Source organism: Streptomyces sp. AK08-02 (assembly GCF_033795085.1).
Lineage (GTDB): Bacteria > Actinomycetota > Actinomycetes > Streptomycetales > Streptomycetaceae > Streptomyces > Streptomyces echiniscabiei.
The window spans coordinates 559411-572877 of sequence record NZ_JARAZV010000002.1; the positions used below are offsets into that span (position 1 = coordinate 559411).

Sequence of the window (13467 nt, forward strand, 5' to 3'; positions counted from 1 at the left end):
ACGCCGAGAATGTGCGGCGAGGCCGACTGACACCGGAAGTGTTCTCCGGCGTCCTGTGGGCGTCAAGGTGGGCGGCGACAACGAACGTGCCTCACCGCACCGCGATCACCGACGAACCGTGCCCGAACAGGCCCTGGTTGGCAGTGATACCCACGCGTGCCCCGGCGATCTGCCGGTCACCGGCGTCTCCTCGCAGTTGCCAGGTCAGCTCGCACACCTGGGCGATGGCCTGCGCGGGTACGGCCTCCCCGAAGGAGGCGAGGCCGCCGCTGGCGTTGACGGGTATCCGCCCGCCCGGAGCCGTCGCGCCCTCCCGCAGCAGCTTCGCCGCCTCGCCCTCACCGCACAGCCCCAGATCCTCGTACCACTGCAATTCCAGGGCCGTGGACAGGTCGTAGACCTCTGCCAGGGAAAGGTCCTCGGGACCGATGCCCGCTTCCGCGTAGGCCGCCTGCGCGATCGAGGACCGGAAAGTCCCGTCCGCCGGCTCCACCGTCACCGCCGAGTCCGTGGCGATGTCCGGCAGATCCAGCACGGTGGTGGGGTATCGGGGCGTCACCGTGGACACCGCCCGGATCCGCACCGGCTCCGCCACCCCGTGCCGACGCGCGAACTCCATGCCGGTCAGCACCAGCGCGGCCCCGCCGTCGGAGGTGGCGCAGATGTCGAGCAACCGAAGTGGATCGGCGACCACCGCGGACGCGGCGACCTCGTCGGCGGTGACCCGCTTGCGGTAGCGCGCGTTCGGGTTGAGCGCGCCCAGAGCGGCGTTCTTGACCTTGACCTGCGCGAAGTCCTCCAGGGTGTCGCCGTGCAGCGCCATCCGCCGCCGCGCGTACAGCCCGAAGTACGTCGGGTTCGTCGCCCCCAGGACCCGGAACCGCAGCCAGTCCGGGTCGTCGGCCCGGTTCCCGCCCGCAGGCCGGAAGAACCCCTTCGGAGCGGAGTCCGCGCCCACGACGAGCACCACCTCCGCGAGCCCGGCGAGGATCTGCGCACGCGCGACGGCGACCGCCTGCGCCCCGGACGCGCACGCCGCGTACACGCTGGTCACCCGGGCGCCCTGCCAGCCCAGCGCCTTGGCGAACGTCGCCCCCGCCACGAAGCCGGGATAGCCGCCGCGCACGGTGTCCGCACCGACGACCGAGTCGACGTCCCGCCAGTCGACGCCCGCGTCCACGAGTGCCGCGCGCGCGGCGGCCGAGCCGTACTCTGTGAAGCCGCGTCCCCACTTGCCCCAGGGGTGCATACCCACGCCGAGCACTGCCACCTCTCCGGTCATTTCATCGCCCCCGTCGGCCGCCAGTGCCAGGTCGTCCAGGTCGTCTCCGCGTCCTCGTGGAGAACCCCCGGAACGACCTCCACCTCCATACCCACCGTCAGATCGGCGACGGTGACCCCGGGAACCGCCTGTCCCAGCACCACCATCCGCTCGGACTCCAGCTCCACTGCGATCAACGCGTACGGTTCCCACGGAAGTTCCGGGTCGGTCACATACGGTGACGGAGGCCGGTACCGGCTGTCGGTGTACGACCAGACGCGACCACGCCGGGACAGGGGCACCTCCGCCAACTCGCCGCCCGGGCAACCCGGATTGCGGCAGTGCACGTCCTCACGCGGGAAGAAGACGGAAGCGCAGGCCGAGCAGCGGGTGCCGAGCAGCCGGAACCCCTCCGCATCCTCCGTGAACCACCCGGCGACCACAGGTGTACGGCTGTGTGCCACATCCCCTCCAGAGCCGAATCTGACGGAACGTCAGAAGTGTGGCACGACCACATCGGATTGGGCAGCCGTCGAACAGAACCGCACAGGCCCTGTGTGCGTCGTCGTAGCGGAGGGGACGGCCGGGGCCCACGGGGGTGGTTCCGGCCGTCCCCTCCGCTACGACGACTTCCAGGGGTGCCCCCGGAAGGCCCCCGTCCACATGATCGGATACAGTCCGCGGCGTGTCCGTAAATGAACTTTCAACCGACAACTCCGCGCCGAACTCCCACTGTTCGAGCTGTGGAGCGCCCTACGGAGAGGGCGTCTCCGGCTGGCCCCGAACCTGCCCCTCCTGCGGCACCGTGGCCTACCGCAACCCGCTGCCCGTCGCGGTGGCACTCCAGCCCGTGTACGACACCAAAGGCGCCGCCCTCGTCGTCATCACCCGAACCATCGCCCCCGCGCGCGGAGGCACGGCCCTGCCCGGCGGGTACGTCGACCACCGTGAGGACTGGCGGCAGGCCCTGGTCCGTGAGCTTCGGGAGGAGACGGGCATCGAGGCCGCGAGCCGCGACGTCCGCCTCGCCGACGCCCTGAGCTCGCCCGACGGGCACCTGCTGCTCTTCGGAGTCCTGCCCGAACGCCCAGCCGACCACCTGCCGCAGTCCGCCGCCACGGACGAGACGGACGGCTGGCACCTTCTGCGCCGGCCGGAGGAGCTCGCCTTCCCGCTGCACACGGTGGCCGCACGCGCCTGGTTCGAGGGCCGCTACTGAGCCGCTCAGCGCCCCTGGAGCCCTCGTACACGCACGGGGTGGGGCGGCTGCTCGCTCACGCCGTCCTCCCCCTCCCGCTGGACGAGCACCCGCCCTCCCTCCCAGCGCGTGACGTACCGCTCGATCTCCGGCTCCTCCCACCCCTCACCCGCGTCCGGTACCACCAGCCCGCCTCCGGTACGTCCCCGGGCGGGCGCCCACGCCTCCAACTCCAGACGGCCGTCGTCGCCCCGCACGGGCACGACGGCGCCCGCGCGCGCGAGAACCGGGATGCGCGACAAGGGGGCGTCGACCAGCACCTGACAGGGCCCCTCGTACGCCTGTTCCGTCGCCGTGTCGTACCAGCGCCCGGGCGGCAGCCGCACCGCACGCCGGACGGCACCCGGGTCGAGGACCGGCGCCACCAGAAGACAGTCACCCAGCAGGAAGGCGTCCTCGCAGTCCCGCAGAGCACGGTCCTCGGGCGCCCCCCACCACAACGGCCGAACACCTGGCGCCCCCGTGCGGCGCGCCAGGTGCGCCAACGTCATGAAATACGGCAGCAGTCGCCGACGTTCGCCGAGTGCCACGCGCGCGTGGGCGAGGACGTCCGCACCGAACTCCCAGGGCGCCCCGCGTCCCGCCCGCAGCCTCGTGCGAGTGCGGAACAGCGGCAGATAGGCACCCAGTTGCAGCCACCGCAGATACAGCTCCGGCGACGGGCTCCCGTCGAAACCGCCCACATCGGATCCCGAGTGGGGCACCCCGCACAGCCCGAGGCCCATGACCAGCGACAGCGACGAGCGCAGCCCCGGCCAGCCCGCCGCCACGCCCGCGGACCACGCTCCGCCGTAGCGCTGCATACCCGCCCACCCGGAGCGGGAGAGTATGAAGGGCCGCTCCTCGGGGGCGAGTTCGCGGAGCCCCTCGTAGGCGGCCTGGGCCATGCACAGGGCGTACACGTTGTGCGCCTCACGATGGTCGCCGCCATGTCCCTCCAGCGCGTGGCGGGCCGAGCGGGGCAGGGTCGATTCTCCGAACGCGGTGAACGACGTCGGCTCGTTCATGTCGTGCCAGAAACCGGCGAACCCCTGCCCGAGCCGCTCCTCGTACATTCGCCCCCACCAGGCACGCACACGCGCGTGCGTGAAATCGGGATAGACCGACTCCCCGGGCCACGCGACTCCCCGCACCAGCTGTCCCGACGCGTCCTGTACGAACACGTCCTCCGCGCTCCCGCTGTCGTACACCGCGTTGCCCGGCTCGGCCCTGACCGCCGGGTCGACCATCGACACCAGGCGTGTGCCGTCGCGCCGCAGATCCTCGGCCAGGGCAGGCAGCTTGGGAAACTGCTCCTGGTCGACCGTGAACACCTGGTGCTCGTCGAAGTGGCCGATGCCGAGATGGACGGCGTCGAGCGGAAGATCGTGCTCCTGGCAGCCCGTGACGATCCGCCGCACCTCCTGCTCACCGCCGACGCCCCGGTACGCGTGATGATGGCCCAGAGCCCACGCGGGGGGCAGCGCGGGCGCCCCCGTGAGGGTGGCCCAGGTGTGCAGCACGCGCGCGGGGGTGCCCACCATCATCCAGCAGCGCAGCGGCCCGCCGTCCAACCGCAGTTCGCACGTTCCGGTCCGGTCGTGCCCCGAACCCGCCCCTTCCTCACCCTCCCGCAGTGTCACCGTGCCGTCCCAGGAGGTGTCATGGAACACCAGATGGGTCGAGGCGTCGGCCACCACCAACTGCACCGGCATGGTGATGTACAGCGGATCCTCGTCAGGACGGAAGGCGCGACCGGGATCCGTGTTCCACAGGCGGTACGTCCCCTCGCGCAACCGGGGTCCCGAGGCGCGCCCGCCGAGCCCGAAGAACCGTGCGTCCGCGGCCACTTCGGAGCGCTGCGTCCAGCGGCTCCCACCGCCGCCCACGGGATCCCACCACCGAGGCGGAAGCTCTCGTCGCAGGCTCACCCCTCCGGGGGTCAGCACTTCCACCCCGCCGTGCCGGGAGACCACGACCGTCACCCGCTCGGCCACGACCCGCCAGCCACCCTCCGTGTCCGGCTCCAGCGAGGCCCGGGGATCGGGATCGGGGCAGCGATCGGCGAGTGCGTACGACGGCTCGGGACCGGCACCGTCCCAGCCCCAGAAGACCGCCCCGTTGACGGCGACCATGATCCGCAGCTCGGACCTCGCGAACCGGACCACACCGCCACCCGGACCCGGCTCCACCTCCCGTACGGGCCCGGGCACCCGCGCGCGCTCGGCGCCCCGCGGCGGCAACCCGGCGGCGTCGACACGCCTTCTGCGCCAGGCGGCCCGAACGGTGCGCAGCCCCTGGGCAGCCCCCGCCGAACCGACCGCCTTCACCGAACGCACCAGGTCACGACCTTCCATACTGCTCAGCCTGCCACTGACTTCCCCCGATGGACGCACTGTTCAGCAGCCGTTCACCCTGGTAGGGACCACATCTTCATCTTCACGACACGGCCCCCGCGCGGCGCACCCTGGTGCCGGAGTCGATCAGATGGCATGGTCCGTGTCAGTCGTGTCAGGAGCACAGTCCGGGAGCCGCCCCATGTCCACCACGAACCCCGCGCCCCTGTGGCAGCCGGACCGAGAACGCATCGCCCGGGCCCGGATCACCGAGTTCCAGGCGTGGGCGGCCGAGCACCACGGAGCCCCCGCCGACGGCGGTTACCCAGCACTGCACCGTTGGTCCGTGGACCGGCTCGACACGTTCTGGCAAGCCGTCACCGAGTGGTTCGACGTGCGCTTTTCGACGCCCTACGCGCGCGTGCTCGGCGATCGCACTATGCCCGGCGCGCAGTGGTTCCCCGGGGCGACACTCAACTACGCCGAGCACGCCCTGCGCGCGGCCGACACCCGCGCGGACGAACCGGCCCTCCTGTACGTCGACGAGACCCACGAACCCCGCCCGGTGACCTGGTCCGAACTGCGTCGCCAGGTCGGCTCCCTCGCCGCCGAGCTCCGTGTGCTCGGCGTGCGCCCGGGAGACCGCGTGAGCGGCTACCTCCCGAACGTTCCCCAAGCCGTGGTCGCCCTGCTCGCCACGGCCGCCGTGGGCGGCGTATGGACGTCCTGTGCCCCCGACTTCGGCGCCCGCAGCGTTCTCGACCGCTTCCAGCAGGTCGAACCGGTCGTGTTGTTCACCGTCGACGGCTACCGCTACGGCGGCAAGGAGCACGACCGCCGTGACACGGTCGCCGAACTCCGCCGCGAACTGCCCACCCTGCGCGCCGTCGTCCACATCCCGCTGCTGGGCACCGAGCCTCCCGAGGGCGCCCTGGAATGGTCCGCCCTCACCTCCGCGGATGTTGCCCCCGTCTACGACCAGGTCGCCTTCGACCACCCCTTGTGGGTGCTCTACTCCTCGGGTACGACCGGCCTCCCCAAGGCGATCGTCCAGTCCCAGGGAGGCATCCTCGTCGAACACCTCAAACAACTCGGCCTGCACTGCGACCTAGGGCCCGAGGACCGCTTCTTCTGGTACACGTCCACCGGCTGGATGATGTGGAACTTCCTCGTCTCCGGCCTCCTGACGGGCTCCACGATCGTCCTCTACGACGGCAGCCCCGGCTATCCCGACACAGGCGCGCAGTGGCGCATCGCGGAACGGACGGGGGCGACCCTCTTCGGTACCTCGGCCGCGTACGTCATGGCCTGCCGCAAGGCCGGCGTGCACCCGGCCCGGGACTTTGACCTCTCCAAGGTGCAGTGCGTCGCCACTACCGGCTCGCCGCTGCCCCCCGACGGATTCCGCTGGCTGCACGACGAGTTCGTGAAGGACGGGGCGGCCCTGTGGATCGCCTCCGTCAGCGGCGGCACGGACGTGTGCTCCTGCTTCGCAGGAGCGGTGCCGACGCTCCCGGTGCACATCGGTGAGCTCCAGGCGCCCGGACTGGGTACCGACCTCCAGGCCTGGGACCCGAACGGCAACCCCCTCGTGGACGAGGTCGGCGAACTGGTGGTCACCAACCCGATGCCGTCCATGCCCATCCACTTCTGGAACGACCCCGACGGCAGCCGCTACCACGACAGCTACTTCGACACCTATCCCGGAGTGTGGCGCCACGGCGACTGGATCACCATCACCTCGCGCGGCTCCGTGGTCATCCACGGCCGTTCCGACTCCACACTGAACCGTCAGGGCGTCCGCATGGGGTCGGCCGACATCTACGAAGTCGTCGAACGGCTCCCCGAGATCAAGGAATCCCTCGTCATCGGCGTGGAACAACCCGACGGCGGCTACTGGATGCCCCTCTTCGTCCACCTGACACCCGGAGCCGTCCTCGACGAGGCGCTGCTGGCCCGCATCAAACAAACCATCCGCGAACACCTCTCGCCGCGCCACGTCCCCGACGAGGTCATCGAGGTCCCGGGCGTTCCGCACACCCTCACCGGCAAACGCATCGAGGTCCCGGTGAAGCGCCTTCTCCAGGGAAGCCCCCTGGAGAAGGCGGTCAACCCCGGCTCCATCGACAACCTCGACCTGCTGCACTTCTACGAAGAGCTGGCCCGCAAACGCGGCTGACCAGCTCACGGAACCAGCGGTCAACCGCCGTAGGTGGCCTCGGACTCGACCAGTACAGAGGCGAAGTCCGAGGCCAGCCGCGCCGCGTCGGCCGGCTGGAGGTCAGCCACCGAGATCCGCACCGCCGGCCCGGACACGAGCCGGAACCGCGCGCCCGCGGCCACCCACCAGCCGTACGACCGCAGTCCGTTCACCACGGCGGACTCGTCCGGCACGGGTACCCATACGTTCATCCCGCTCGCTCCCCGGGCCGGGATCCGGTGCCGTTCGAGCTCCCGCAGAAGGGTGTTCCGGCGCAGCGAGTATGTTGCCCGTGCCCGCGCGGCCAACGCGCGTGTGCCGTCGTCCGTCATCAGCCCGTACACGGTCTCCTGGAGCAGATGGCTGACCCAGCCGGAGGTCAGCAGCATCCGTCCGTCGTGCCGGGCCAGGGTGATCGGGTCACAGGCGGCCGCGGCCCACCGCAGGTCGGTCCCGAGGAACTTGCTCACCGTGCGGACATGCACCCAACGGGCCAGTCCACCCGAGGTCAGGGTGTACAAGGGCGCGTCCGCGACGGCGGACGCGTGATCGTTCTCCACCACGAGGACCTCCGGCTCCTCGCGGAGCACCGCGACCAGCGCGTCCCGGCGCGCCGCCGAGAAGCACCCACCGCGGGGATTCTGTGCGCGCGGACTGCACACGACGGCCCGCACACCCGCCCGCAGCGCCTCTCTCAGCGCTTCCGGAAGCAGCCCCTCGTCGTCCACGGCGACCGGGACGTTGCGCAACCCCAGCGCGGTCACCAGATCCAGCAGATGGTGGTAGCCGGGGTCCTCCATGGCCACGGCATCGCCGGGGCGCAGCTCCACCGAGAGCAGCCGTCCGATCAGATCCAGCGCACCGTGGGCGAAGGCCACCTGCTCGGTGGGTACCCCGTCCGGCCCGAGCCACTCCCGGACAGCCTGTTCCAAGCGCGCCAGCCGGGGCGTCGCGCGGTGCGACCGGGCACCGGGGGAGAGGCGTGAAGGCGGTACCAGCCGGGGGAGCAGGTCAGGATCGGGATGCCCGCCTGCCAGGTCGCGCAGTCCGTCCGGCACTCTCGGAGGCCGCCGCGACGCGACAGCGGGAGCGGCAGCCACGACGGTCCCGCCACGACCCCGGGTGACCACGATCCCGCGCCGCCGCAGCTCCTTGTAGGCCGTCGCGACCGTCCCCGGACTCACTCCCAGACCGTCGGCGAGCCGACGCACCGGAGGCAGCGCGGTGCCGGGCCCCAACAGCCCCTCGGACACACCTCTTTCGACGGACGAGGCAATTCCCTTGGCCGTCGTACCACTGATCCCATATTGTGTTGCCACACTGTTGATTATGTATCAGTACATAAATTGAGGCAAGAGAGGACGTGCGTCCAATGCGCCGTGCGGCAGCCTGGACCGATCGCGTGCCAGGAGGGTCCGACGGCCGAAAGATGCTCCTGATCACCCTCGTCGACCGCATCGGCAGCGGACTGTGGGCATCCGTCTCCGTCCTGTACTTCACTTACGTCTCCGGCCTCTCCGTCGCGGAGGTCGGCGTCCTTGTCGCCGCGGCGGGAGCCATCGGCATCGCCGGAGCGCCCATGGGCGGCCGCCTCGCCGACCGCTTCCCGCTCACCCGCGTCCTGGTCGCCGTCCAGCTGATGCGTGCTCTCGCCTCGTTCGCCCTGCTCACGACCGATCACTACGTGGTGCTCCTCGCGTGTACGGCCGTCGGCGGCTTCGGAGACCGAGCGTCGAGCGTCATCACGAAGCTCTACGCCACCCGCGTCGCCGGACCGGACCGCGTCCGATACCAGGCGGTCAACCGAACCGCCGCCAACGCGGGTTGGGCCCTGGGTGGACTCGCCGCCGCCGCGGCCCTGGCCCTCGGCTCCACCGCGGCGTACCGATGGCTTCTCATCGGCGACGCCCTCTCGTTCGTCGTCATCGCGATCCTCACCGTCCGCTGTGCGGAACCCCCCTCGCCCTCCCGCACGGTCATCACGTCGTCCGACCCGACACCCACGGACAGACCGTCGAATCCCTGGCGCGATCGCACCTACCTCGCCTACGTCGCGACCGAGACCGTCCTCTTCCTCGACGACGCGGTCTTCAAAGTCGGCCTGCCCCTCTGGATCGCCCACACCGGCAGCGCACCTGCCGGCCTGGCTCCGCTGCTGATGGTTCTCAACAACGTGATGGTGGTGGCCCTCCAGGTCCCTCTGGCCCGCCTCGGCGCCACCACCAAGGCCGCTCGCGCGCTACTGCTCCCGCTCTCCGCCGTCTTCGCCCTGAGCGGCATCACCATGGCCCTCTCGGCAACCGGAACGGCCACCTCCGCGTCACTCTTCCTCGCCGTCTCGGCAGCCGCCTTCACCCTGGCAGAGATGCTCCACGCCACCGTCTCCTGGGAACTCTCCGTCGCGCTTGCCTCGGACGCCGCCCAGGGCGCGTACCTCGGTGTCCACGGCCTCGCGCAAGCAGTCCAGCGCAGCATCGGACCACTGGCCGTAACGGCGGCGATCACCGCCGGCCCCCTCGGTTGGACCACCTTTGGCGTCGGCATCGCTGTGACCTGCATGATCCAGCACCGAGTCGTTCGCGACCGCCTGACTCAAAAGGCTTTGTCAGTGCCTCCGATTACTGTGAGTGAGCATTGATCGACAGCGCACAGGGGGAACCATGGCGAACACCGGGCAATCGACCACGCGGCGCGCTCTGCGCCGCGAAATCGCGGGCACCATCGGCCTGCTCACCGACGAGCACGACTTCCGGGCGATGCGGCGCTACCGCACCTTCACCTTCGACAACCACGCGGCCTACCTCCGGGAGGTGGAAGCTCTTCTGAGGAGCCTCGCCGCCCAGGGCAACCACACCACGGTCGCGCTCTTCGACCCGGAGGAGTACGCCGAATTCTGCTCCACCACCGGCCTCGACCCGGACGCTCCGACCAGCCGCACCCGCTTCACAGCGGAACTCGCGACCACGGGCCCGACCGTTCCGTACGACGGCCGGCCCCTGGCCGAACTGCTCCCGGACCTGGTCGACGAGGCCGTCCGCCAGGCGACCTGGGAGTACGCCGCGACACTCCTGGCGCGTATCGGCGCCTGCACGTCCTGCGGTGAGGACATCGGACGTGCGGCCTTCGCCCGGGCTTCGAGCCTCCTCGTCCGCATCATCGACACCGCTCCACAAGGAAACAGGCATCTCGTCTGCAGTGTCACGACGCCAGTCGAAACACTGATCGCCGTCCTGCACGCCGACGACGACAGCGAGGGCGCCACAGAACTCGACGAGGCCGAAGCCCTCGAATTCACGACGGTCCTGGCGCTCGGACTGGCCACGCAGAGCCCCGGCGGCCTCGTCATGCGCACCACAGCCCCCGGCGACAGCGATCGCATCTACGGCTGGCGCCTGCGCGCCGACGGCGTCGAGCCGCTCACCGCCGGAGAGGTCTTCGACGCCTACTGCACCGACGCCGAATCGGGCGATCTCATCTCCCCGGAATCGGACGTCGACTACTGCACACCCCCCGACCTCGCAGAAGGGAAGCCCACGACAGGACACGCTCACTGAAACGAGAACAGGCGAGGGACGCCCGAAGTGGGGCGCCCCTCGCCGGACGAACGGTCTGCACCGAGCGCGCCTGACGGAAGAGGCGGGCAGACCGGCCCTCTACTCGCCCGACAGCACCGCTTGAGCGGCGTCGCGAGCTTCGTCGGCGCTGTCCACAGCACGGGCCGCCGCGGCGGCCCGCTCACACTGAGCCAGCGTGTACTTGGCCAACGACGCCCGCACATACGGAATCGAAGCCGCCCCCATGGAAAGAGAGGTGACGCCCAGACCGATCAGCACGCACGCGAGCACCGGATCCGCCGCTGCCTCACCACAGACTCCACAGCTCTTGCCCTCGGCCCTGGCCGCCTCGGCGGACAGCGCGACGAGGTCGAGCAGGGCGGGCTGCCACGGATCCTGCAAGCGAGAAACCGCACCCACCTGACGGTCCGCGGCGAAGGTGTACTGCGCGAGGTCGTTGGTTCCCAGAGAAAGGAACTCGACCTCCTGCAGGATGGAGCGCGCCCGCAGAGCGGCGGACGGGATCTCCACCATGGCGCCGAACTTCGCCCGCAGCCCGGCCGCACGGCACGCGTCCGCGAACGCCTTGGCGTCGGCACGATCCGCGACCATGGGAGCCATGACCTCAAGGTGGACAGGCAGTCCCTCCGCGGCCTTGGCAAGCGCCGTCAGCTGCGTCCGCAGCACATCGGGGTGATCGAGCAAGGTCCGAAGACCGCGCACACCGAGAGCCGGATTGGGCTCGTCGGCCGGTGTCAGAAAGTCCAGCGGCTTGTCCGCGCCCGCGTCGAGCACGCGTACGACGACGCGCCCCTCGGGAAATGCCTCAAGAACCTGCCGGTACGCCTCGATCTGCTTCGCCTCGGACGGCGCGTTCTTGCTGTCGTCGAGAAAAAGGAACTCGGTACGGAAGAGTCCGACACCCTCGGCCCCGGCCTCGATGGCGGCCGGCACGTCCGCAGGCCCCCCGACGTTCGCCAGCAGCGGCACCATGTGGCCGTCGGACGTGGAGCCCGGCCCGGTCGAGGCCGCAAGCGCCGCCTTGCGCTGGGCCGCCGCCGCCCGCAACCGCGCTTTCCGATCCTCACCGGGTTCCACGAAGATCTCACCCGTGCTGCCGTCCACCGCGATCACGGTGCCCTCGGCGAGCTCACCCGCGCCGGGCAACGCCACCACCGCGGGAACGCCCAAGGCCCTGGCCAGGATCGCGCTGTGGCTGGTCGGCCCGCCTTCCTCGGTGACGAAGCCGAGTACCAAAGTCGGGTCCAGCAGTGCGGTGTCGGCGGGAGCGAGGTCACGGGCTATAAGGACGTACGGCTCGTCGCTGTCGGGGACACCGGGCATGGGAACCCCGAGCAGCCGGGCGACGATACGATTCCGCACGTCGTCGAGGTCGGCCACGCGACCGGCCAGGTACTCGCCGGCACCCGCCAGTAGAGCGCGGTATGCGGCGAACGCGTCGTACACACCTCGCTCGGCCGTACTGCCGACCGCGATGCGCCGGTCCACATCCGCCATGAGCTCGGGATCCTGGGCCATCATGGCCTGCGCCTCGAGCACCGCCTGGGCTTCGCCGCCCGCCAGGTTGCCGCGCGCGTTGAGGTCCGCCGCGACGGCGTCCACGGCCTGGCGCGCGCGTCCCTGTTCGCGTTCCGCATCCTCCGCCGGAATCTGCTTGGCAGGCGGTTCGAGTACCGCCGTCCCCATGTGTCGAACCTCGCCGATCGCCACCCCGTGGCTCACGCCGACGCCTCGCAGCGTTGTCTCCATCTCACCGTCTCCGATAGTGCGGCGGGTCCCGCCACCGCGGTGGTCTTCCTGTTCGCCGTCGTGGAACGTCGCTGACGTCACTGCCAACCGAAGAGGGTGTCTCCCGCCTTCACGGCGCCGCCTTCCACGAGCCCGGAGAGGGAATCGGCCGTGGCTTCGAGAGCCACGATCGGGCACACCGGGGACTTGCCCGCAGCTTCCACGGCGGCCGGGTTCCAGCGCACCACGCTCTGACCACGTGTCACGGTGTCGCCCTTGTTGACGAGCAACTCGAAGCCCTCGCCATTGAGCTGCACGGTGTCGATACCGAGGTGAGTGAGTACACCGTGTCCCTCGTCGTCAACGACCACGAATGCATGCGGGTGGAGCGAGACGATGACTCCGGCGACGGGGGCGACGGCCTCCGAAGGCTCACGCACGGGGTCGATCGCGGTGCCGGGGCCGACCATGGCTCCGGAGAAGACCGGATCCGGCACGGCGGCCAGTCCGATGGCACGCCCTGCTAGAGGGGACGTCACGCTGGTCAAGGGAAGCCTCCCGGGGGTGAAGATTCATCACGGGCCGTCGCTGCCTGTCCCGGACGGCACACTGTTGAGCAGCGTATGTCATATGAAGTGCCGGTTCCGTGTGAGAGACGTCGGTTGGCGTCCCGGGCCGCCCGAGAATCGATTTGCGCCTGCTCCAAACGCCCGTGTACTGTTGCACTCCTGCTTGAGGCCGAGTGACGAGATCAAATGTCCTCGCCCGGCAGCATCCAACTTGTCAGATCCCCTCCAGGATCTCGTTCTGCATGCCTGCTGAACGGTGGTCAGGGAGACGGAAAAACGCTGATAGAGTTTGGAACACCGAAGGGAAACTGCCCGGAGGAAAGCCTGAGAGAGTCTCTTGGGTGAGTACGAAGGAAGCGTCCGTTCCTTGAGAACTCAACAGCGTGCCAAAAATCAACGCCAAGTTTGTTGATACCCCGTTCCCGGCCGTTCGGTCGGGGCGAGGTTCCTTTGAAGTAACACAACACAGCGAGGACGCTGTGAACGGTCGGGCTTATTCCGCTTGACTGTTCCGCTCTCGTGGTGTCGTCCCGATTACGGGAAAACATTCACGGAGAGTTT

10 protein-coding genes are annotated in these 13467 nt (G+C 69.9%); 4 read left to right on the plus strand and 6 right to left on the minus strand.

Annotation, left to right across the window (positions count from 1 at the left end; translation table 11 throughout):
- Positions 1 to 91 precede the first annotated feature (91 nt).
- Positions 92 to 1282: a lipid-transfer protein gene (locus tag PV734_RS06330; RefSeq protein ID WP_319098837.1), complete on the minus strand. Its 1191-nt coding sequence runs from the start codon at positions 1280 to 1282 to the stop codon at positions 92 to 94.
- Entirely contained in the window at positions 1279 to 1704 is a 426-nt protein-coding gene (locus tag PV734_RS06335) for a Zn-ribbon domain-containing OB-fold protein (RefSeq protein WP_319098842.1), read from the minus strand. The genes PV734_RS06330 and PV734_RS06335 overlap by 4 nt, the downstream gene beginning before the upstream one ends.
- A 242-nt stretch (positions 1705 to 1946) precedes the next feature.
- Here PV734_RS06335 and PV734_RS06340 point away from each other — a divergent pair, with 242 nt between their 5' ends.
- Positions 1947 to 2480: an NUDIX domain-containing protein gene (locus PV734_RS06340; protein ID WP_319098836.1), complete on the plus strand. Its 534-nt coding sequence runs from the start codon at positions 1947 to 1949 to the stop codon at positions 2478 to 2480.
- A 5-nt stretch (positions 2481 to 2485) separates the two neighbouring features.
- On the opposite strand, the gene PV734_RS06345 is transcribed toward PV734_RS06340, so the two are convergent.
- On the minus strand, positions 2486 to 4855 hold the full coding sequence (locus PV734_RS06345; protein ID WP_319098835.1) for a glycoside hydrolase family 31 protein: 2370 nt from the start codon (positions 4853 to 4855) through the stop codon (positions 2486 to 2488).
- A gap of 181 nt (positions 4856 to 5036) precedes the next feature.
- Here PV734_RS06345 and PV734_RS06350 point away from each other — a divergent pair, with 181 nt between their 5' ends.
- Positions 5037 to 7013: an acetoacetate--CoA ligase gene (locus PV734_RS06350; protein WP_319098834.1), complete on the plus strand. Its 1977-nt coding sequence runs from the start codon at positions 5037 to 5039 to the stop codon at positions 7011 to 7013.
- 20 nt (positions 7014 to 7033) lie between these two features.
- On the opposite strand, the gene PV734_RS06355 is transcribed toward PV734_RS06350, so the two are convergent.
- Positions 7034 to 8353, minus strand: coding sequence for an aminotransferase class I/II-fold pyridoxal phosphate-dependent enzyme (locus PV734_RS06355; protein ID WP_319098833.1), 1320 nt, complete (start codon positions 8351 to 8353; stop codon positions 7034 to 7036).
- Between the two features lie 110 nt (positions 8354 to 8463).
- On the opposite strand from PV734_RS06355, the gene PV734_RS06360 reads away from it, so the two are divergent.
- Positions 8464 to 9672 carry an MFS transporter gene (locus PV734_RS06360; protein WP_319098832.1) on the plus strand — a complete coding sequence of 403 codons (1209 nt, stop codon included), beginning with the start codon at positions 8464 to 8466 and terminating at the stop codon, positions 9670 to 9672.
- A 22-nt stretch (positions 9673 to 9694) separates the two neighbouring features.
- Positions 9695 to 10588 carry a hypothetical protein gene (locus PV734_RS06365; RefSeq protein ID WP_319098831.1) on the plus strand — a complete coding sequence of 298 codons (894 nt, stop codon included), beginning with the start codon at positions 9695 to 9697 and terminating at the stop codon, positions 10586 to 10588.
- Positions 10589 to 10687: 99 nt separating this feature from the next.
- Here PV734_RS06365 and ptsP read toward each other — a convergent pair whose 3' ends face one another.
- Positions 10688 to 12358, minus strand: coding sequence for a phosphoenolpyruvate--protein phosphotransferase (ptsP, locus tag PV734_RS06370; protein ID WP_319098830.1), 1671 nt, complete (start codon positions 12356 to 12358; stop codon positions 10688 to 10690).
- Between the two features lie 77 nt (positions 12359 to 12435).
- On the minus strand, positions 12436 to 12885 hold the full coding sequence (locus PV734_RS06375) for a PTS glucose transporter subunit IIA (protein ID WP_319098829.1): 450 nt from the start codon (positions 12883 to 12885) through the stop codon (positions 12436 to 12438).
- Positions 12886 to 13467: the final 582 nt, after the last annotated feature.